This is a genomic window from Streptomyces sp. NPDC102278 (assembly GCF_044766345.1).
Lineage (GTDB): Bacteria > Actinomycetota > Actinomycetes > Streptomycetales > Streptomycetaceae > Streptomyces.
In genome coordinates this window covers 324250-344715 of record NZ_JBIWLV010000006.1, presented here as the reverse complement: position 1 = coordinate 344715, position 20466 = coordinate 324250, and the positions used below count along the sequence as shown (strand labels likewise).

The 20466-nt window shown below is 72.0% G+C and carries 16 protein-coding genes; 7 read left to right on the top strand and 9 right to left on the bottom strand.

Annotated elements, in window-relative coordinates:
- Positions 1 to 2: 2 nt before the first annotated feature.
- Positions 3 to 1691, top strand: a complete 1689-nt coding sequence (locus tag ACIRO3_RS18400; RefSeq protein ID WP_404137710.1) for an MFS transporter — start codon at positions 3 to 5, stop codon at positions 1689 to 1691.
- Between the two features lie 107 nt (positions 1692 to 1798).
- Entirely contained in the window at positions 1799 to 2968 is a 1170-nt protein-coding gene (locus ACIRO3_RS18395) for an acyl-CoA dehydrogenase family protein (protein ID WP_404137707.1), read from the top strand.
- A 9-nt stretch (positions 2969 to 2977) separates the two neighbouring features.
- Here ACIRO3_RS18395 and ACIRO3_RS18390 read toward each other — a convergent pair whose 3' ends face one another.
- Entirely contained in the window at positions 2978 to 3439 is a 462-nt protein-coding gene (locus ACIRO3_RS18390; protein WP_361775485.1) for a cell division protein SepF, read from the bottom strand.
- A gap of 284 nt (positions 3440 to 3723) precedes the next feature.
- Here ACIRO3_RS18390 and ACIRO3_RS18385 point away from each other — a divergent pair, with 284 nt between their 5' ends.
- The 4 genes from ACIRO3_RS18385 to ACIRO3_RS18370 all read left to right on the top strand — a co-directional run bounded on the left by ACIRO3_RS18385 (position 3724) and on the right by ACIRO3_RS18370 (position 7473).
- A complete protein-coding gene (locus ACIRO3_RS18385; RefSeq protein ID WP_404137703.1) occupies positions 3724 to 4989 on the top strand; it encodes a DUF5685 family protein in 1266 nt (421 codons plus the stop codon).
- A 79-nt stretch (positions 4990 to 5068) separates the two neighbouring features.
- The gene (locus ACIRO3_RS18380) at positions 5069 to 5887 is read left to right on the top strand and encodes a DUF1684 domain-containing protein (protein WP_404137701.1); all 819 of its coding nucleotides are present in this window, start codon (positions 5069 to 5071) and stop codon (positions 5885 to 5887) included.
- A 150-nt stretch (positions 5888 to 6037) separates the two neighbouring features.
- Positions 6038 to 6913, top strand: a complete 876-nt coding sequence (locus ACIRO3_RS18375; RefSeq protein WP_365999450.1) for a S1 family peptidase — start codon at positions 6038 to 6040, stop codon at positions 6911 to 6913.
- An 80-nt stretch (positions 6914 to 6993) separates the two neighbouring features.
- On the top strand, positions 6994 to 7473 hold the full coding sequence (locus ACIRO3_RS18370) for a hypothetical protein (protein WP_361775473.1): 480 nt from the start codon (positions 6994 to 6996) through the stop codon (positions 7471 to 7473).
- A gap of 21 nt (positions 7474 to 7494) precedes the next feature.
- On the opposite strand, the gene ACIRO3_RS18365 is transcribed toward ACIRO3_RS18370, so the two are convergent.
- From ACIRO3_RS18365 to fxsA, 6 genes are all read right to left on the bottom strand, one after another.
- Positions 7495 to 8391 carry a DUF4231 domain-containing protein gene (locus ACIRO3_RS18365; RefSeq protein ID WP_404137697.1) on the bottom strand — a complete coding sequence of 299 codons (897 nt, stop codon included), beginning with the start codon at positions 8389 to 8391 and terminating at the stop codon, positions 7495 to 7497.
- 77 nt (positions 8392 to 8468) lie between these two features.
- Positions 8469 to 12464, bottom strand: coding sequence for an FxSxx-COOH system tetratricopeptide repeat protein (gene fxsT, locus ACIRO3_RS18360; RefSeq protein WP_404137694.1), 3996 nt, complete (start codon positions 12462 to 12464; stop codon positions 8469 to 8471).
- Positions 12448 to 13944, bottom strand: a complete 1497-nt coding sequence (locus tag ACIRO3_RS18355) for a TIR-like protein FxsC (RefSeq protein ID WP_404137805.1) — start codon at positions 13942 to 13944, stop codon at positions 12448 to 12450. Before ACIRO3_RS18355 ends, fxsT begins: the two co-directional genes overlap by 17 nt.
- A 43-nt stretch (positions 13945 to 13987) precedes the next feature.
- Positions 13988 to 14767: an aminoglycoside N(3)-acetyltransferase gene (locus ACIRO3_RS18350; protein ID WP_404137691.1), complete on the bottom strand. Its 780-nt coding sequence runs from the start codon at positions 14765 to 14767 to the stop codon at positions 13988 to 13990.
- A complete protein-coding gene (gene fxsBH, locus ACIRO3_RS18345) occupies positions 14764 to 17028 on the bottom strand; it encodes a radical SAM/SPASM protein FxsBH, inactivated beta-hydroxylase extension form (protein WP_404137688.1) in 2265 nt (754 codons plus the stop codon). The genes ACIRO3_RS18350 and fxsBH overlap by 4 nt, the downstream gene beginning before the upstream one ends.
- A 29-nt stretch (positions 17029 to 17057) precedes the next feature.
- Positions 17058 to 17222 carry an FxSxx-COOH cyclophane-containing RiPP peptide gene (gene fxsA / locus ACIRO3_RS18340; protein WP_361775458.1) on the bottom strand — a complete coding sequence of 55 codons (165 nt, stop codon included), beginning with the start codon at positions 17220 to 17222 and terminating at the stop codon, positions 17058 to 17060.
- Positions 17223 to 17530: 308 nt separating this feature from the next.
- Between fxsA and ACIRO3_RS18335 the strand changes: the two genes are divergently transcribed.
- Positions 17531 to 18718 (top strand): hypothetical protein, encoded by a 1188-nt coding sequence (locus tag ACIRO3_RS18335; RefSeq protein ID WP_404137685.1) that lies wholly within the window; start codon positions 17531 to 17533, stop codon positions 18716 to 18718.
- A 53-nt stretch (positions 18719 to 18771) separates the two neighbouring features.
- Here ACIRO3_RS18335 and ACIRO3_RS18330 read toward each other — a convergent pair whose 3' ends face one another.
- Both ACIRO3_RS18330 and ACIRO3_RS18325 read right to left on the bottom strand, forming a co-directional pair.
- Positions 18772 to 19674, bottom strand: coding sequence for an alpha/beta hydrolase (locus tag ACIRO3_RS18330; RefSeq protein ID WP_361775452.1), 903 nt, complete (start codon positions 19672 to 19674; stop codon positions 18772 to 18774).
- Between the two features lie 184 nt (positions 19675 to 19858).
- Positions 19859 to 20464, bottom strand: a complete 606-nt coding sequence (locus ACIRO3_RS18325) for a TetR/AcrR family transcriptional regulator (RefSeq protein ID WP_404137682.1) — start codon at positions 20462 to 20464, stop codon at positions 19859 to 19861.
- Between the last annotated feature and the right edge of the window lie 2 nt (positions 20465 to 20466).

Here is a 20466-nt window from a genome sequence, read left to right as displayed (position 1 = left end):
GCATGTCGGGGACGAACGTGACCGGCGACCGGAACCCTTCCCCCTGGCAGCGAATCAGCGCCGCCTCCGGCGGGGCGAACCGTTGGGTCGTCCTCGCCGTCCTCTGTGTCAGCCTCGTGCTCGTCGCCCTCGACGCGACGATCCTGCACGTCGCCGTGCCGGCCGTCACCGAGGACCTGCGCCCCGGCTCGGTCGAGCTCCTCTGGATCGTCGACGCCTACCCGCTGGTCTGCGCCGCACTGCTGATCCTTTTCGGCACCCTCGGGGACCGGGTCGGCCGCCGTCGGATCCTGCTCCTCGGCTACGGGCTCTTCGGCATCGCCTCCGCGATCGCCGCCCTCGCCGACAACGCCCAGGTCCTCATCGCCGCCCGCGCCCTGCTCGGCATCGGCGGCGCGATGATCATGCCGGCCACCCTGTCGATCCTGCGCCAGGTCTTCCCCGACCGGCGCGAGCGGGCCCTGGCCATCGGCATCTGGACCGCCGTCGCCGCGATCGGCGCGGCCAGTGGCCCCGTCCTCGGTGGATTCCTCGTCCAGCACTACTGGTGGGGTTCCGTCTTCCTGATCAACATTCCGCTGATGGCGCTGATCCTGCCGCTCGGCCGGTGGCTGCTGCCCGAGTCCAAGGGCTCCTCCCAGGGCCCCTGGGACGTGCTCGGGGCGCTGATGGCCGCCGGCGGCGTGCTCGGCGCGGTCCTCGGGGTCAAGCGGCTCGGCGCCGAACGGCAGCTCGCCGACCCCGAGGCACTGCTCCCGCTGCTCCTCGGCGTGGCGCTGCTGATCCTCTTCGTGCGCCGGCAGCGCCGACGCACCCACCCGCTGATCGACATGCGGCTGTTCTCCCGCGCCGCCTTCACCACCTCCGTCGGCTGCATCGTGCTCGCCATGCTGGCCCTGGTCGGCCTGGAACTGATCGCGGTCCAGTACCTCCAGCTCGTGCTGCGCCTGAGCCCGCTGGAGACCGGCCTGCGACTGCTGCCGCTGACCTTCGCCGCGATGGCCGCGGGCGCCACCGGCTCGTACACCCTGCAACGGGTCGGCCCGCGCACGATGGTCTCGCTGGGCTTCCTGCTCACCGCCTGCGCCGTGCTCCTGCTGACGCTGATGGGACAGCAGGACCGGCCCGTCCTGCTCACCGTCGGATTCATCCTGCTCGGCTTCGGCCTCCAGACCACCCTGTTCGCCGCCTACGAGTCGATGCTGAGCGAGGCCCCTGCGGCCACCGCCGGCGGCGCGGCCTCCATCGGCGAGACCTCGTACCAGCTCGGCGCGGGCATGGGCATCGCGCTGCTGGGCAGCGTCATGAACGCCGCCTACGCGCCGGGGCTCGCGCACGTGCCCGGGGTCTCGGCGGCCGACTCCGCCGGCGCGGCCAACTCGTTGGGCGAGGCCTACCAGATCGCGGCGCACCTCGGCGGGCCGGCCGGGGCCTCGCTGTACGCCGCGGCCCGGCACTCGTTCGTCCACGGACTGCACGTGACGCTGGTGGTCAGCGCCGCGCTACTGTTCGCGGGCGCGGTCATGGCACTGAAACTGCCGCGCGCGATGGACTGCGCCGCGGACCCGGACACCGCGGAGCCCCTGCGGCTGCCCGCCCAGGCGAGCGTCACGGCCCCCGCCGGCGAGCCCGCCGCGCGGATCCCCGGCCAGGCGCACGCGGAGTGCGATCCGGCCGCCCGCTCGGCCTGACGTCCCGCTCCCGACCGGACCCCCGCAGGTGGGGGGTGGACCGGGGGCGGGGTCGCGGACACACTGACACCGCCAGGTTTCCGCCCCTCAGGCCGCCGGGAGGCCACGTGTCCTTCGTACCCACCGATCCGCTCGGGCTCGACGAGCTGCTCAGCCCCGAGGACCTCGCGGTCCGCGACACCGTCCGGGACTGGGCCGCCGACCGGGTGCTGCCGCACATCGCCGAGTGGTACGAGAACGGCGAGTTGCCGGGGATCCGGGAACTGGCCCGGGAACTCGGCTCGATCGGCGCGCTCGGGATGTCGCTGACCGGATACGGGTGCGCGGGGGCCTCCGCCGTGCAGTACGGCCTGGCCTGCCTGGAGCTGGAAGCCGCCGACTCCGGCATCCGCTCGCTGGTCTCCGTACAGGGTTCGCTGGCCATGTACGCGATCTGGAAGCACGGCTCCGAGGAGCAGAAGCAGCGCTGGCTGCCCGGCATGGCCGCCGGCGAGCTGATCGGTTGCTTCGGTCTGACCGAACCCGACGTCGGCTCGGATCCCGCGGCGATGCGCACGTACGCCAAGCGCGACGGCACCGACTGGGTGCTGAACGGCCGCAAGATGTGGATCACCAACGGCTCGGTGGCCGCCGTCGCCGTGGTGTGGGCCCAGACCGACGAGGGCGTCCGCGGCTTCGCCGTGCCCACCGACAGCGCCGGGTTCTCCGCGCCCGAGATCAAGCACAAGTGGTCCCTGCGCGCCTCGGTGACCAGCGAGCTGGTGATGGACGACGTACGCCTGCCCGCGGACGCGGTGCTTCCGGGCGTCACCGGGCTCAAGGGGCCGCTGGGCTGTCTCAGCCACGCGCGGTACGGGATCGTCTGGGGCTCCATGGGAGCGGCGCGCGCCTGCTTCGAATCGGCGCTCGGCTACGCGAAGACGCGGGAGCAGTTCGGCAGGCCGATCGGCGGCTTCCAGCTCACCCAGGCCAAGCTCGCCGACATGGCACTGGAACTGCACAAGGGGATCCTGCTCGCCCACCACCTGGGCCGCCGCATGGACGCGGGGACCCTGCGGCCGGAGCAGATCAGCTTCGGCAAGCTCAACAACGTCCGCGAGGCCATCGACATCTGCCGCACCGCGCGGACCATCCTCGGCGCGAACGGGATCTCCCTGGAATATCCCGTGATGCGGCACGCCACCAACCTCGAATCGGTCCTCACCTACGAGGGCACCGTCGAGATGCACCAATTGGTGCTGGGCAAGGCACTCACCGGGCTCGACGCCTTCCGGTGAGGGCCCTGCTCAGCTCTGGTTGAAGAAGTCGCGCGAGCGCCCACCGGGCTCGCCGCTGACGATCTGGGTGTCGGCCGGGGTCAGCAGGAAGACCCTGGTCGCCACCCGCTCGATCGACCCGCGCAGTCCGAAGGTCAGGCCGGCCGCGAAGTCGACCACGCGCTTCGCGTCGCCCGGGTCCATCGACGACAGGTTCACGATGACCGGGACGCCCTCGCGGAACAGCTCGCCGATGCCGCGGGCGTCACGGAAGCCGTCGGGCGTCACGGTCGCGATCCGCCGACCCTGCTCGACCGCGGACTCCGAGGCCACCTTGACCCGGGGGTCGGTGACCCACTGGTCGCCGGGGCCCGAGACGGAGCCGCCCTGCTGGCGCTCCACCGCCTCCGCGTAGTCGTCGTCGTAGTACCGCTCGTCGTCGCTGTCTTCCACGAGACCCAACCAGGCACTCGCCTTGCGCACCGAACCCATGGACGCCTCCTCTCACCGCGGTCAGTTGTCTTCTCTCCGCTGCCCCTATGGTCGTCCATGATGCTGACAACGCGCCAAGTGGATAGCCGCCGCGCCGGCTTTTCGTGACGGTACTGGTGCAGAACATTCGTTGCACGACTAAGGTGCGCGACGGCCTACCGCTGCTGACTGAGTGAAAATACGACTGCCACCTCCTTTCGGGTGGTGCGCTGGTGCGTACGGGTGGCCGCGAGGGCTCGCTACCATGCCCGGTAAGCACGCGTATGACACACGGGGGAAGCAGATTGTTCGGCATCGTCAGACCTTGCACGCACCGGCTGGGAGAGCGTTTCAAGACCGAGTGGATGGCCCATCTCTGCGGTCTCTGCCTGGCACTTCGCGGTGACCACGGACAGTTCGCCAGGATCGTGACCAACTACGACGGGCTGCTGGTCTCCGTCCTGACGGAGGCTCAGTCCGGCCCGGACCCGAGCGCGCGGCGCACCGCCGGCCCCTGCCCGCTGCGCGGCATGCGCACCGCCGCCGTCGCCAAGGGGGAGGGCGCGCGCCTCGCGGCCGCCGTCTCGCTCGTGCTGGCCTCCGCGAAGGTGCGCGACCACGTGGCCGACCGGGACGGGCTGTTGGCGCGGGCGCCGATCGCCGCCGCCGCGCGCAAGGTGGCCCGGGGTTGGGACCGGGCCGGCGCCCGCACCGGGGCCTCGCTCGGCTTCGACACGGCCGTGCTCGTCGACGCCGTGGACCGGCAGGGCGGCATCGAGGTGCTCGCCGGGATCGGCACATCCGTGCTGGTGGTGACCGAGCCGACGGAGACGGCGACCGCGGCCGCCTTCGCGCATACCGCGGTCCTCGCGGGACGGCCAGGCAACACCGCCCCGCTCGCCGAGGCCGGCCGGTACTTCGGCCGGTTGGCGCACCTGCTGGACGCCGTGGAGGACCAGCGGGCCGACGCCGCGGCCGGCGCCTGGAACCCGCTCACCGCCACCGGCACCTCGCTCACCGAGGCGCGCAGGCTCTGCGACGACGCGCTGCGCGGCATCCGGCTGGCGCTGCGCGAGGTGGAGTTCGCGGACGCGGGGCTCGCCCACCGGCTGCTGGTGCACGAACTGCGCACCTCGGTCGACCGGGCCTTCGGCACGACCGCCTGCGGTCACGCGGGCGACCACGCCGCCGTGAACTCCGGCGCGGGCTTCGGGCCGCCGCAGGGCTACGACGCCCCGGGCGCGGGGCACCCGTACGGCGGGGGGAACCCGTACGCGCCGGGCGCCCCGTACGCCCCCGGGGGGCCCGGGACGCCGCCGCCGATGGGTCCGGGCGGCCCGGGTGGGCCGGGCGGCGGCGGTGGGCTGCCGCCGCAGCGACCGCGCCGCGGGCTGCTCGCGGGCTGCGCGGTGGCCGTCGGGCTCTTCTGCACCTGCCAACTCTGCTGCACGGAACACGAGGGGCCGTGGTCCCGGCAGCGGCGGGATCCGTGGTGCGACGGCTGCGATGGATGCGACTGCTGTGACAGTTGCGGTGACGGGTGCTGCTGCTGCCCCTGCGACGGCTGCTGAGACGGCCTCAGATATTTCCCAGGTCCGGACGGGGTATCCCGTGGTTCCCGTCCGTACCGGCGTGGAAGGGTTGAGCGGCATGAACCATGACGACGACACCGACGCCGAGGCCGCCTGGCGGCAGTGGCACGAGCACCGGGTGGCCACCGTGTCGGCCCCCCACGGGCCGCTCGCGCTGACCGGTACCCACTGGCTCGCCGACTACCCGGAAGGTCGAATTCCGGCCGTTCCCGGGGAATGGCGCGCCACCGACGACGGGGCCGCCCTGCGCGCCGAACCCGAGGACGCGCTGTGGCTCGACGGCGCGCCCTTCACCGGGGAGGCCGTCCTCGCGGCCGACGAGGCGCCGCCCTCGCACTCCCGGATCTCCGCGGGCGACCTCCGGATCGTGGTGATCCGGCGGGAGGGGGAGTGGGCGGTGCGCGTCTTCGACCCGGCCTCCGGGGCCCGGCGGGACTTCGCCGGCATCGAGGCCGGCCCGTACGACCCGGAACTCGCGCTCCCGGGGCGCTTTCGACCGTACGACCGGGACCGGACCGTCCAGGTCGAGAACGCGGACGGGCGGGCCCGAGGGCTCGGCCTGGGCGGGGAACTGGTCTTCGACCGCGAGGGCGTGGAACACACCCTCCAGGTGGCCGTGGACGAGGAGGACGGGAGCCTGTGGGCCGTCTTCGGCGATGCCACCGGCGGGGTCTCCAGCTACCGGTTCCGTTTCCTGAAGCCCGGCGTCCCCGCCGCGGACGGCTCGATCACCGTGGACTTCAACCGGGCCCTGCTGCCGCCCTGCGCGTTCGCGGATCACTTCATCTGCCCGTTCCCGCCACCCGGGAACACGCTGCCGTTCGAGGTCGCGGCGGGCGAGCGAAGGCTGAAAGACGCCCTTGTCGCGGGAATCTGACACCAGGACACTCCCGAAAGCATCTCTCACGAGGCTTGTCAGGGGCACGACGAACGGGCTCGCGCCCGTCGTGCCTCCGACCGCCTCTCTCCCGGGCTCCGGCACCCCCACCACCGCCGGGCCCCCCATCCCCTCCGGGAGGACGAGTCAGTGAGGATCCACAGCATCACCCGAATCAAGCTTCTCGCGGCGGCCACCGGCCTGGCCGCCGTCGCCGCGCTCGGCGCACCCGCCACGGCGAGCGCCGACAGCGGCTTCAGCGCGGACCGCCTGGCCTCGGCCGGGGCCTCGGTCCTGCGCGCCGACGTGGCGGGCACGGCCTGGCACACCGACCCCGCCAACGGAACCCTCGTGGTCACCGCGGACTCCAGGGTGTCGGCCGCCGACATCGCCAGGATCCGCCGCGAGGCCGGCGCCGACGCCGGCGCCCTGCGCATCGAGCGCACCCCGGGCAAGCTGACGAAACTGTTGTCCGGCGGCGACGCCATCTACGCGACGAGCTGGCGCTGTTCGCTCGGCTTCAACGTGCGCAGCGGCACCACGTACTACATCCTGACCGCCGGCCACTGCACCGACGGGGCCGGCACCTGGTGGAGCAACTCCGCCCACACCACCGTCATCGGCCCCACCGTCGGCTCCAGCTTCCCGACCAATGACTACGGCCTGATCAAGTACAACAGCAGCACCCCGATTCCGCCGGGCACCGTCGGCAGCCAGGACATCACCAGCGCCGTCAACGCCACCACCGGCATGTCCGTCACCCGGCGCGGCTCCACCACCGGCATCCACAGCGGCTCCGTGACCGGCCTCAACGCCACCGTCAACTACGGCGGCGGCGACGTCGTCTACGGCATGATCCGCACCAACGTCTGCGCCGAACCCGGCGACAGCGGCGGCCCGCTCTACTCCGGCAGTCGAGCCGTGGGTCTCACCTCCGGCGGCAGCGGCAACTGCTCCTCCGGCGGAACGACCTTCTTCCAGCCCGTCGTGGAAGCCCTGAACGCCTACGGCGTCAGCGTCTACTGACCCACGCGCCCCCGTACGACCCCTGGACGTCCTCCCGCCTTCTGGGAGGATGTCCAGGCGTCCACGGGGGAGGATTCCGCATGAAACGTATCGGCGTGACCGGACACCGGTCGCTTCCCATCGAGGTGCTCGACCACGTGAGGCGCGGGCTGCGGGACGTGCTCGACGGCCACGACGGGCCGCTGGAGGCCTTCTCCAGCCTCGCCGAGGGAGCGGACCAACTCTTCGCCGACATCGCGCTGGAATGCGGCGCGGACCTCACCGTGGTGATCCCCAGCGGGGACTACGAGGAGACCTTCGAGGGAGCCGAGTCCCTGGCCCACTACCGAAGGCTCAAGCGCCGCGCCGCCCAGGAGATCCGGATGGCCTTCGACCGGTCCACGGACGAGGCCTACTACGCGGCCGGCACGTTCATCGCCGACTCCTGCGACCGGCTCGTCGCCGTCTGGGACGGCCTGCCCGCCCGCGGACACGGCGGCACCGGCGAGATCGTCGCCTACGCGCGGGCGCTCGGAAAGCCCGTCACCGTCGTCTGGCGCGAGGGCGTGACCCGGGTCTGAGCCACACCCCCGCGACGGACGTCAACTGCTGTGTCGCGCCAACCAGTCCGTGTGCTGCGGAGAGACGTAGCGCTCCGTCTCGTACACCGAGGAGGGCCACTGGGCCTCGGTGATCGTCGTCTGCATCACGACCATCATCGCCGACAGATCCTGCTCGATCAGCGTGTGCGCCTCGATCAGCGGATGGTGCCGGCGCACCTCGTTCCAGGCGATGCCGGCCGCCGCCGCCGCGCTGAGCAGCCCCGTCAGCCGCGGCCCCGGACCCGAGCCGAAGGCCCCCAGCAGGGCGAACAGCAGGGCCAGACACGTCAGCAGCACGATGGTCCACGACCACAACGCCGTCGCCCGGCGCGAGACCTCCGTCTTGCGCTGGTACCAGTTGCGTTGCTCGATCAGCCGGTCCCGGACGTACGTCTCCCGGCGCACGTGGTAGCCCAGACCGCGCAGCCGGTGCATCGCCCCCGTGATCTCCCCGCCCTCCGGCACCGCGCCCGAGGCCCGGGGGTCCTCCCAGCCCATCTTGCGCAGCTCGTCCAGACCCTTCTCCAAACGGGTCCGGTACGTCGCCTCCGGCCCGGCGACATCACTGCCGAACGGCGCCCCGTGCACGGCGTACCGCCAGGCCAGGGACTTGATGAACTCGGCCGCGCTCCGGTTCAGCTGCCACTGGGGCCGGGCCCGTCGCCGGGTCGCCCGGATGCCCACCCCCAGGACCCCGGCGTACGCCAGCGCGCTGATCGCCCCGAACAACCGGAGCGAACCCGCGGCCGGTCCCGCGGGCAGGGCGGCGGCCCCCGCGGCGGCGACGAGCAGCACCAGCTGGGCGCGCGTGGCCTGGGTGGACTCCCGCTGTCGGGAGATCGCCGCCTGATCGGTGTGGTGGAAGAGGGCCGGCAGGTCCTCGTTTCGAAAGGTCATGCTGTCGCTCACAGCGAACCCCCCAGGCTGCTGTCGGGGTGGAGGGCGCCCCCATGTGGGGGCGGCCCTCCGTCGGATCACACGGCGAGGGGCTCCAGATCGCGGTGCACCCGCCGCTCGTCGCGCGCGTAGCGGGTCAGACCGTGGTCCTCGCCGAGCAGCCGCGTCAGCTCGGCCACCGCCTCCGCCCGCACCCGGGCGGCCTCCTCCTTGCGGCCCATCATGTCCAGGCTGACCGCCATGTTGGAGGCGCTCGCCAGGGTCTCGGGGTGATGCACGCCCAGCGCCTCGCGCAGCCGCATCACCGACAGCCGCTCCAGTTCCAGCGCGCCCTCCGGATCTCCCAGGTCCGCCCGGGCGTTGGCCAGGTTCAGATGCGCGAAGATCGTGTGCGGGTGGTTGTCGCCCAACACCTCGCGCATGTGCCGGATCGTCTGCCGCAACATCGGCTCCGCCGTGTCCGCGGCCCCCGTGCCCCAGTGGAACACCGCGAGGTTGTTCACCGCGGCCAGGGTGTACGGGTGCCGCTCGCCCGGCACCTTCATGAACTCGTCCACCACCTCCTGCGCCAGGTCTCGCGCCGCCCCCGGATCGCCCGTCGAGAACAGGTCGGAGGCCAGGTTGAGTTCACAGGCCAACAGGTCCGGGTTGACCGAGGTGTACTTGGCCCGGTACCGGTTGCGGGTCGCGGTCGTCAACCGCAGCGCGTCCTCCAACTCGCCCGCCCTGCGCAGCGACACCGCCAGGTTCTTCGCGGCCGACAGGGTGCCCGGGAAGGCCCGGCCCAGCGTCCGCTTGTAGATCTCGTACGTCCGCGCCAGGAGTTGCACCGAGTCGTCGTACCGGCCCACCTCGCGCAGGTCACGGGCCAGGTTCTGGGCCGAGGACAGCGTGTACGGGTGGTCCGTGCCCAGCACCTCGGTACGCCGGTCGAAGACCTCCTGGTCGATCTCCCGGGCCCGGGCGTACTGGCCGACCATGCGCAGGTTCAGCGCCAGGTTGTTGGCCGCGGCCAGGGTGCGGGGATGCGCCTCGTGGAATATCTGGCTGAAGCCCTCGTGGGCGGCCGTCGCCAGCTCCATCGCCTCCGCGTACCGGCCCAGCGCGCCCAAGTCCATCGCCAGGCCACTGGTGGTCATGTACGTGTGCGGGTGGGACGGGCCGAGCACGGTCCGCTGCCGCTCCAGCGTGACCTCGCCCAGCTCCTGCGCCTCCACGAACCGGCCCTGCGAGCGCAGGATGTTGGACAGGTGGAAGCGCAGGTACAGGTACTGGAGGTCGTCGTTGCCGAGGGTGTCCTTCCAGCTCTCCCGCAGCTCCTCGCCCAGTTGGTACGCGGCCTTGAAGTCGCCGCGCTTCCAGAGGTAGCGGACCCGGTCGATCAACAGCCGGCGGGTTTCGGGCTCCTTGCAGTTGCGGGCCTCGGAGGGGGTCAGGTGCGGCCAGATGGTGTTGAACCGCGGCCACGTCTCCGGATTGTCTATCGGCTCGTCGTCGTCCGGCCGGGCCCCGGCCAGGATCCGGTGCACCGCGTGCCGGGCCTCGCGCTGCTCCTCCTCCGAGAGCTGGGCCCGGATCACGGCCTGGACCAGCCGGTGCACCTGGATGCTGTTGCCGACCTGGTCGACCTTGGCCATCGCGAACCGGCCGATCTCCCGGATCACCCGCCCCAACATCAGCTTCTCCTGGAGCGAGGAGTCGTACGGCTTGAGCGCGTTGATCATCTCCTTGCTGTAGAGGAGGTTCGCGGATATCGGCTCGGGCGCGAAGAACGCGCAGAGCTGGAGCAGTCGCACGGCGGCGGGGGAGCGGGACTGGAGCCGCTCGATGGACACGTTCCAGGTGGCGGCCACCGGCTCGGGGTAGCCGGGCGGCTGGTTCAGCCCCAGCACCCGGGCCGCCTGCTCCGCCAACTGCTCCAGGTACGCGGACACCGGCGTCGCCGTCTCCGCGATCCAGGCACCCGCCTGCTCGACCGCCAACGGCAGGTCGCCCACCGCCACGGCCACCTGCTCGGCGTCGTCCTTGGTGAGTCCCGGGGCCCGGCGCTGGAGGTGCTCGATGGACTCCTCGCGCAGGAACACGTCCACCGGGAGCGCGTCGCCGTACTGCGACCAGGACTGGTTGCGCGAGGTCACCAGCACGTGCCCCGGGCCGCCCGGCGGGAAGAACCGCTTCAGGATCTCGGGATCGTCGGCGTTGTCGAAGACCAACAGCCACCGCGAGGTCGGCACCCCGCGCCGGAGCAGGTCGATCGCCTCCTGGGAGGCGGCCGACATGTCCTCGCCGGTCTGCGCGCCGAGGCGTACGGCCAGCTCCGCGAGGGCCGCCACCACGTCGTCGGTCTGCTCCGAGGAGATCCACCAGACCAGGTCGTAGTCGGCCATGAACCGGTGCACGTACTCCAGCGCCACCTGCGTCTTGCCCACCCCGCCGAGCCCGTACAGGGTCTGCGGCTGCGGCAGCACCACGGCCATGCCGCCGCCGAGCTGGTCGCGCATCCGCTCCAACACGATGCTGCGACCCGTGAAGCCGGGGTTGCGCGGCGGCGCGTTCCAGATCTTCGGGACCGTCCCCGGGAAGCGGGGTCCGGGCTGGGTGGTGCTGTTGACCGAGTCCGGCAGGGCCATCGGCCGCTCCACCGCGCGCAGCAGCGCCGTGGTGGCGTGCACCTCGTCGAGGCGGAACAGGTCCACCGGGTTGCGGTCGATGTACGGGGTCGCCAGCCGTACGTCGCCCACGCGCAGCGGCACCAGCTGGCGCCGGCCGCCGGTCGGGTCCTCCGCCGCGGCCCGGTTCCAGACGTCCACGGCCCGCGCGGACTTGAGGTAGGCGCTGGAGAGCAGCACCACGGTCCGGGCCGCGTTGTCGACGCTGATGCCGGCCCCGCCGAGGGTGTCCCCGCTTCCGCTTCCGCTCCCGCCCCCGTCGCCCGGTGTGCGTTCGGCGGAGACGTCCTGCGGCACCACCCGGAACCCGGCCCGGGTGAGCACCGACTCGATCCAGTCGGCCCACATGCGGTTCTCGGCGACGTAGGAGAGGAACAGGTCGGCGGGCAGGGCCGGGCGCCGCCGGGTGAAGGCGTCCCGGATCCGCATCCGGACGTCCTCCGTGATGGCGGGCATCGAGACGATCTCGCCCTCGGTGACCACCGCCGTCAACCGCTCGAACGCGGAGAGCAGGGAGTTGGTGAGACCGGCCTCGTCGCCGAAGGTGGCCAGGGTCTCCTCGTAGGCGTAGTAGGGCCGGTACGGGATCTCCACCGCGCCCCAGTACGAGGTGAGTTCGTCCCCGACCAGGCCGTTGGGGAAGCGGTCGAACCTGATCCGGGCCAGGGCCCGGCCCGCGTCGGCCTTCTCCTTCTCGCCCTCGTCGATGCGCATCGGAACCGGATAGATCTTGATGCCCCGGTCGTTGAACCGCTCGTCGATCTGGCGCGCCACCGAGGCGGCGCCGTCGATGGACTGGTCGGAGAGGGTGAAGCAGTCGACCAGGACGTCCGGCAGGTGCACCGTGCAGATGTCCGCGATGTCGGACAGACCGGTCCGGCTGTCGATCAGGACGTAGTCGTAGTTCCTCTTCATGTCGGCGCGTAACGCGTCGAAGAAGAGACCACCGCCGAGCCGGTCGTAGAAGTTGTCCCAGTCGAAGGTGGAGACGGTCGCGGAGTACTCGCGGTTCTGTCGGCCCGCCGAGACGAAGTCGAGCGTGCCGCCGTCCGGGAACTCCCAGCCCAGGGTCTCCGGGGTGAGCGACACGGCGTGCGGCTGGATCCGCGCGTAGTCCTTGTGCCAGTCGTCGGCGCGCTGCACCGGGCTGGTGGCGGCCCAGGCGTACTCGCTGATCAGGTCGATGACCCCGGTGGTGGCCCCGAGGGTGGAGGGGTCCAGGAAGGGGTGGAAGAAGCGGTGCAGTCCGGGGGCCTCCAGGTCCCAGTCCACGGCGAGCACGCGCTTGCCGTTGGCCGCGAGGATCCAGGCGGTGTTGGCGAGCGCCATCGTGCGGCCGGTACCGCCCTTGTACGAATAGAAGGTGACGATGCGTCCGTCACGGCTGTCACGACTCGCTGTCATCCGCGTCCCCCCGGTCTGATTCGTTGTGGTCGGCGGCGCCCCGGCCGCGCGGCTCGCTGTCCCGGTCCGCGCCGTCCCGGTCCGCGCCGTCCCGGTCCGCGCCGTCCCGGTCTCCGTGGTCCCGGTCTCCGTGGTCCCGGTGTTCGCCGTCCCGGCGTTCGCTGTCGGGTGGGAAGGGGGCGGGCGGCGGGAGCGTCGCGGGAGGCCCGTTCATCCCCATCGGCCCGATCAACCGGGGCCGTTCGGTGCGGTTGCCGCCAGCCGGTGGATAGACCTGGGCGTGTCTGAGGAACTGCTGCGCGGCGGCCTCCACGACCTGCGGCAGGATCTGCCCGAGCGTCTCCATGTTGGCCACGCCGTTCGCGGCGGCCCGGCACGCGGCCCGGCCCTGGCTCATCTTGACGGGCATGGTGTCCTCCAGCCGGTGCGCCAGCTCGTTCTCCTTCGCCCGGCTCTGGTGGTCGTACCGGTTCCAGGGCACGACCACGTTGATCCACGGCCGGGACTCCTGGTCGAAGGCGGCCAGCCGGCGGCGGCGCTGCTCGTCCTCGACGGCCCAACGGTCGACGATCAGGATCTCCGGGCGGGTCGGCGGCTGCTTGCTGTCGAAGTGGCCGGCCTCGTCGTCGAAGGAACCGATGCTGGTCTGGTAGTTGAGGTTCCTGACCAGGTCCTCCGCGATCAGGGCGACGGGCCGCTGGGAGGCCGGGTGGTACGGGTTCCAGTCCAGGGCGCTGTCCCCGTAGTACTCGGGGCTGCGCCCCTCCGGCAGGTCGTGGCGGGACGCGGCCGCGACGGTCACGTGGAGGGAGCGGGCCGGGTTGTCGGAGCTGCCGAAGGCGCTGGGCACGACCCGGTAGTCCACCGGGCGGACGGGGTCCAGACGGACGGTCTCCGCGACCCGGACGATGCGTTTGGCGAGCTCGTAGACGGCCCGCTCGTACTGCTCCGCGTACCCCCGCAGTTTGATCAGCCCGTACAGCCCGTCGGTGACGTAGCGCTCGCCGAAGGTGTTGTGGTTGAACTGCAACCGCTCGGCCGGCCCCGGGAGTTGGGACGGCGGTACCGGCACCCACAGCGCGGGCACGATGGCCTCCGCCGGCTGGTTGCTCGCCGCTCCGTGCTGGATGGCGCGCTGCGCGAAGGCGAACCACTCCTTCCCGCACATCTCGCTGGCGAAGTAGCGCGGCGAGAACAGCGGGACGAACACCCGGCAGGTGGCGAGCGCCGTCCCGAGCCGCTCCGACCAGCCCTCGCCGCTGCGTATCTCCCGGTCCATGAAGCCCGCCTCGGACCCGGCGGGCAGATCCGTCAGCGCCATGACGTGACTGCAGAGATCACGGAAGAGACGCTCGACCCACATGTCCGGGTCGGGCCCCCCGGCCCCGAATCTCGGTGTATGCGCATAACTGAGAAAAAAGTACGGCTGCACTGATGCGGGCACACGCCCCCCGTCCCGAAGATGCGAGCGAAGAAACATCATTCCGGAGCTGCTTCGCGACATCCCCTCATCGTTCAGTCAATCAGCATCTGTTTTCGGTCATCCAGTCAAGGGCGTGATCGACGGCCTCGGGAATCGAGAAGAGCAGGGCCGGGGCGTCGCCCACCCGCCCCCTGCGCACCTGTGAATCCGGGAACGTCGCGCCGATCTCCGCGAAATCGCTGTCGTCCAGTGCGACGTCCTCGTACGCCGTCCACTCCTCCCCCTGTTGACCCCCCGGAAGGTTCACCTTCACCACACAGTCGTACATGCGCAAGGGGGGCTTCGGAATTCGATACTCCGCGAGATGGAAAGCACTGCAAACTGAAAACCCCACATTGATCATGAGTACCTGCCCTCCCTCCCAACACAGCTTTCCCAGAGGCGACTCCTCGCCCATGTGACTTTCGATCCGGTGACCCGCGCACAGGCTCTCCGCGTCCTTGCCGAGTGCGGCGAAGGAGGTCTGCGGGTGGGCGCTGCGTGCGGCCCCCGGCGTGGTGCGCACGGCCTCGGCCAGGGCGCCCATGCCCCGGCTCGGCGTGGTCGCCGGATCGAAGGCCGGCATCCGGGCGCGGAACGCCGCCGCCTCGGACGGGCTCAGCCCGGCGATCCGGGCCAGATGGGCACGGGAGGTGAGGGAGTTCTCCGGGGTGAAGGTCGGGACCACCAGCGTGCCGTGCGGGCCGAGGACCCCGGCCAGGGCGTCGCGCAGCGCCTCGGCGCGCAGACCGGTCCCGCCGAGCGCGGCGTGCACCAGCAGCCGGGACCGGGGCCGGACGCCGAGCAGGCGCAGGTGGACGGCGAGGGCGAGGGCGCTCACGCGTCGACCGCCTTCAGCTCCCAGCGCAGTTCCTCGACCAGACGCTTGCCCGTGATGGTCAGCTCGGCCGCTGCGGACAGTCGGTCCAGGGCCCGGTGGAGGAGGTCGGCGGAGCCGGGCTCGGGGCCCACGACGGCCCGCCGGTACGCTTCCACCGCCACCCGTTCGTGTACGTCGGCCAACAGGCGGGAGACCGGGACGCGCCGCTCCCGCCAGGGCGAGGGGTGCTGCCACTGCCCGTCCAGGGCGTACAGGTCGGCCACCTCGGTCAGCGCGCGGAGCCGGGCCCGCCGGCGGCCGGTGAGCAGGGCGAGCGCCGTCTCGGGCACCCCCGCCCCGTACGGGACGCCGAGCGCCCCGGGGGCGTGCCGTCCGGCCTCTCCCCAGCCGTGCTCCCGGGGGCCGCCGGCCAGCGGGGTCAGTGTGGTCAGCCCGGTGGCGGCCGCCCGGGCGAACTCGGGGACCGTCTCGTGCAGCAGGGCCCAGGCCCGGCCCAGGAGGCTCCGCCACTCCCCGGCCTCGCCCGCCCCGAGTCGCAGCCGGGGCGGACGGGCGAAGCAGTTGCGGTACGGATCGAGGTCCTCCAGGGCCACCGGCGCCGCGTCCGGCCCGGGCGACCAGCTCCGTACGGGCTGCCAGCGGGCGTCCCCCGCCGTCGGACCGAAGCGGTGCTCGGCGCGGCCGTCCCGTACGGCGTAGCCGTCGTCCACGGCGCGCAGCGAGGCCCGCCCCCGGGTGCCCGGCTCCCCGAGCCGCAGCAGTCCCAGGGTCGGCAGGTACACCTCGCCGTCCCGGTAGGCCACCTCGGCCGGCAGGTCCAACCCGCCCCGCAGCACGGCGGCGGCGACCAGCGCGGCCAGCCGGCGGGCCGCCCCGGACTCCTCCCGGGGTCCTTCCCGCCGCGTGTCCAGGGCGGCCAGTACCCACGTCCGGGTGAACGGGTGGTCCAGTACGGCGTCCAGGGCGTCCGCGCCGGCGCCCCCGGACCGCTCCACGGCGGCCAGCAGTTCCCAGGCGCGGGCCCAGTCGGGGTCACCCGTCCGGTCGGCGTTCAACCGGGCCAGCAGCACCCGGGTCAGCTCCTGCTGGGACCGGGCCAGCTCGGTCGGATCGGTCAGCTCCGGGGCGGTCTCGCGCCGTGCGGTGCGGCCTTCCACGCCGTCCACCAGCTCGCGCAGGTCGGCGCAGTACACGGAGGGGTGGTCGAAGCTCCCGCCGGTGGCGGGGTCGGGCCGGTAGCGGTGGGCATAGAGGCCGCCGCCGCACGAGCGTACGACGGGGCAGCGCCGGCACGTGTCGCTGACCCCGGCCAGTCCCTGCTGCCGGGCCCGGACCCCGGGGTGCGCCGCCACCTGGTCGAAGGTGTGGTCGAAGACGTTGAAGCCGGTGGCCGCGGCCCCCTCGAAGGCGGTCTTGAGGGAGTCGACCTGCTCCAGTTGTCCGTCGGTCTCGACGACGACGAGGTCGGTCGGCGCCAGGCCGAGGGACTCCGTCAGGCTGGGGCCGCCGCGCAGGGTGGACAGCAGGGACTCGAAGAGCCGTACGGGGACCGGTCGTTCCCGGCGCTCCCAGTGGTCGAAGACCCGCAGCAGCCAGCGCGCGTACGCGTCGGGGGCGCCGTCGGGGCGGACCGGCGGGGTCTCCCAGGTGGCGTGGGGGAGCAGGAAGTCCACCCGGGGGGGCTCCAGCTCGACGAGCGCGTCGAGCACGGCGACGGGGTCGTTGGCCACGTCCACGGTGCAGAGCAGGCCCTGGTAGAGGTGGCGGTAGGGCTCGGAGCGGAGCAGCGCGACGGCGGCGAGGACCAGGGGGTGGCTGGTACGGCCGTCCGCGAACCGGCGGTGACGGTCGTTGGCGGCGCGATCCCCGTCGAGGGAGATGCCGACCCGGACGTCGTACTCGGCGAAGAGGTCCAGATGGCGGTGGCCGAGCTGGAGCCCGTTGGTGTGGATGCGCAGGTCCAGGGCGGCGATGCCGGCGAGGGCGCGGGTGAACTCCTCGCACACGAGCCGGAGTCGGGCGGTGCCCGCCAACAGGGGTTCCCCTCCGTGGAGAATCACCGTGACGGAGGGGAGGGCATGGTCACGGGCATGTTCGGCGAGCCGCGACGCGGTGTGCGCGATCACCTCGGGGGAGATCACCTTCGGTCGGGCTCGCCAGCTCTGATCCGCGTGTTCGTAGACATAGCAATGATCACAAGCGAGATCGCATCTGCTGTGAACTTTCAGGACGATCTCGCGAAATGCGATCAGGCCGGTCATTCCACCAGTCTAGAGCGCGTACTTCGACGTCAGAGCGCAGAGTTGAAGATGGGTGCCTGAACGTGACGACCGGTTTCCGTCCGCAACACGCGGCCGAGCGTCGTCGCCGCCGACGCGCTGTGCACGTCGATGCGGTCGAGCGGGACCCGGGAGGTCTTGACCGTGATGGTCGGGGGGGTTGCGGAAGTGTTCACGACACCGTCCTTGGGGAAGCCGGGTGGAAAGGGCAGGGGGTTGACAGCGGCGTCGCGCCAGTGTCAAGCGTGGACTTTACTCGTCCACACCCTATTGGCAACCGAGACATGACGCCTGGTCAAGCGTTCCATGGAAAGCGTGACGCAATTCTCGCGGCGTCGCATTCGGCCGTTTGCCGTACGGCAAGATCCATTTCTTCCCGGGTGCGCCGTCCTCGCTCTCCGGGGGTTTGGATCACGACCCTCCGATCCGCCTAGCATGTGCACGTCACTACTCGCCACCTGCTGTTTCGGACGGAAGCATCCCCTTGCGCATCCAGCGAATCCTCGCCATGACCGCCACCCTCGCCTGCCTCGCAACTCTGCCCGCCTGTGAGGGGGACACCGCCACACCCGCGTCCGGCGCGGCCCCGTCCTCGGGCGTCGCGGCGCCCCCGGCCGGGGGGAAGGGCTCGACGGCGGTCACCCTCGCCGGTGCGCAGCAGTACGTGCGGCAGTTCACCAACTGCGACGACCTGAGCGCCGAACCGGGCGACCCCCGGCTGCCGTTGACCGAGTTCGTCGGCGTCGGCGAGTGGACCGTGACGCAGCGGGGCGTGTGCAGCGACTCGGCCAAGGACGGCGAACTCGTCTTCTACATACCGTCGGACATGAAGGAGTTCCAGGAGCGGTACAAGCGGAGCATCCTGGAGTCGTCCGACGGCTCCCGGGGGCTGTTCAGTCGGGTCTTCGTCGGCAAGGGCTTCGTCGTCACCCCGACCTCGACCGAGTCGGCGCTCGCCCTGGCCCGGTCCGAACTGCGCGTCCTGTACTGCAACCCGAGCTTCGGGGCGCCCAAGGGCTACAAGATGGACAAGGCGCTCGTCGAACACTGCGCCCTCAGCGACTTCGTCAACGCCAAGGACGGCAAGGGCAGCCCGAACTTCGAGACCCCACAGGACCCGGGCGGACAGAAGCCGGGCCAACCGGCCGAGAAGAGCCTGGGGTTGGCGCGCGCAGGCAGTGTGGCCGAGCTGCGCGAGCTGGTGGGATCCAGCGTGGACTGCACACGGTTCTCCACCGATCCCGCGACGGTGGCGATCGAATCGATCGACTACGCGCCCGTGGTCGAGGGGAACGCGCTCGACTGGGGCGTCACCGGGCGGGCCCTGTGCGGGGAGCCGGGCGGGGCACAGCGCGCCCACCACCTCAACTGGCTTGACACCGTCGGGGACATGAAGAAGCTCCAGACCAGGGCGAAGGCCGCCCAGCAGGCGGACCTCAAGGACGACGGAAAGCTCCGGCGCACGGCCAGTCGTCTGCTGGTCGGCGAGAACGTCGCGGTCGAGAGCAACGACCCCGCCGTCCGGTTCGGCCTCTACCAGCAGCAGTTCCTCTACCTGAACTGCGTACCGGGCTTCTCCGCCCCGACCGGCTACCGGCTGGAGCGCGCCCGGGTCGAGGGCTGCGTGCTGACCAACTACGACCCCGAGAATCCGGTCGTCGGGGGCAACTGAGCGCGCTCCGGGCCGGGTTCCGGGCGCCGGGTCGGTTCCCGCGCGCCGCCCCCTCAGGCCGGTTGTTGCTCGCTGACCGGGGGCGCGGGCACGTCCCGCAGCAGCCAGTTCAGTACGTCGGGCAGGGCGCGCAGGGCCGCGAAGTGGGCCGCCGCCGGGTCGATGGTGGTGGTGGCGCCGGGGATCCGGCGGGCCAGCCAGCGGGAGTGTCCGACGGGGGAGAAGACGTCGAGTTCCCCGTGCCAGATCATCACCGGGGTCCGGATGTCGGCCGGGTCGAAGCCCCACGGGCGGCTGAAGGCGAGGACGTCGTCGATCCACCCGTCGGCCGAAGTCCGCAACCCCTCGCGGTAGTTGCGCAGGAGCATGGATCGCAGGCCCGCGTCCGAGACGATCATGCGGTCGTTGTCGGTGAGTTCCCGGCGCAGTTCGTCCAGGAGCCGCCCGGGGTCCGCGCGGATGCCGGCGGCGCGGGGGGTCAGCCGGGCCGCCAGTTCCTCGGGGTCGTCGGTGGCGGTGGTGTACTCCTTGACGTTCGAGTCCGCCATTCCGGCGAACCAGTCCAGGTCCTCCGCGTCCCGGGGGGCCAGGCCCACCATGGCGGCCGTCCGGGTGACCCGGTCCGGGAGCAGGGCGGCGCAGGCCAGGGCGCCGGCGGAGCCGCCGGAGCGGCCGGCCACGGCGAAGGTGTCCAGGCCCAGGGCGTCGGCGACGGCGGCCACGTCCTGGGCCACGTCGGCGACGGTGCGGCCCGGATGGCGGTCGGAGCCCCCGTAACCGGGCCGGTCGTAGGCGATGAGCTGCATCCGGCGCTGGTAGAGGACCATGCCCCGCGGGGCCGGTCCGAGCCTGCTGCCGGGCATGCCGTGGAGCAGGAAGACCGGTTTGCCGTCGGGGTCGCCCCGGCGCTCCACGGCCAGAGCGCGTCCGTCGGCGGTACGCACCTGATGGCGCACGCGCTCCCTCCCTCACGGTCGACGCGAGTCGTCACGGTGATTGTGCTCGCAGGGAGAGGAGTGCGGTAGGGCGCACTGCGCGGGGGAGGGAGTGACGCCCGCCGGGAGCCGGCGACGCCCGCGCCGGGAAGCGGAGGCCGCCGGGACCCGGGTCCCCGGCGGCCTCCGTTCTGCGCCCGCGGCCTCAGAGGTGCGGGATCAGCAGGGCCGCCGCCGAGCGGGCCCGTTCCAGGGCCGCGCTCCGGTCGGCCCCGCGCTGGCCCAGGACCACGCGGGTGCTCAGCCCGTCCAGCAGCGCGAGCAACTCCGAGGCCCGGGCCGGGACGTCCAGGTCGGCGGCGAACCGGCCCTGCCGCACGCCCTTGCCCAGCAGGGTCTCCAGGTCCCGCTGCCAACCGTCGTCGATCTCTTGCTGGGCGGCCTGGAGGGGCTCGTTGGAGGGCGTACGGGCCCACAGCTCGATCCACAGCGTCCAGCGCGGGTCCCGGGGACCCCGGGGCAGGTACAGCTCGACGAACAGGGCGAGCTTGCGGTGGGCGGTGAGCCGGCGGCCCAGCAGTTCGGTGCGCTCGGTGGTCAGCTGCGCCTCGCTCCAGCGCAACGCCTCCAGCAACAGGCGGTCCTTGCTGCCGAAGTAGTACAGGATGTGGCCCCCGCTGGTGCCGAGCCGCTCGGCCAGCGCCGACATGGTGAGCGTCGCCAGCCCGTCCTCGGCGATCGCCGTCATGGCCTCTTCCAGCATCCGCTCCTGGGCGATCTGCCCGTCGCGCCGCCGTGCCGCTCCCGCCACCG

Bases quoted from the DNA above. Each gene is read 5' to 3' on its own strand.
- ACIRO3_RS18365 (WP_404137697.1), bottom strand. From the start codon at position 8,391: ATGACCTTTCGAAACGAGGACCTGCCGGCCCTCTTCCACCACACCGAT.
- ACIRO3_RS18400 (WP_404137710.1), top strand. From the start codon at position 3: ATGTCGGGGACGAACGTGACCGGCGACCGGAACCCTTCCCCCTGGCAG.
- ACIRO3_RS18390 (WP_361775485.1), bottom strand. From the start codon at position 3,439: ATGGGTTCGGTGCGCAAGGCGAGTGCCTGGTTGGGTCTCGTGGAAGAC.
- fxsT (WP_404137694.1), bottom strand. From the start codon at position 12,464: ATGACAGCGAGTCGTGACAGCCGTGACGGACGCATCGTCACCTTCTAT.
- fxsBH (WP_404137688.1), bottom strand. From the start codon at position 17,028: ATGACCGGCCTGATCGCATTTCGCGAGATCGTCCTGAAAGTTCACAGC.
- ACIRO3_RS18355 (WP_404137805.1), bottom strand. From the start codon at position 13,944: ATGTTTCTTCGCTCGCATCTTCGGGACGGGGGGCGTGTGCCCGCATCA.
- ACIRO3_RS18370 (WP_361775473.1), top strand. From the start codon at position 6,994: ATGAAACGTATCGGCGTGACCGGACACCGGTCGCTTCCCATCGAGGTG.
- ACIRO3_RS18380 (WP_404137701.1), top strand. From the start codon at position 5,069: ATGAACCATGACGACGACACCGACGCCGAGGCCGCCTGGCGGCAGTGG.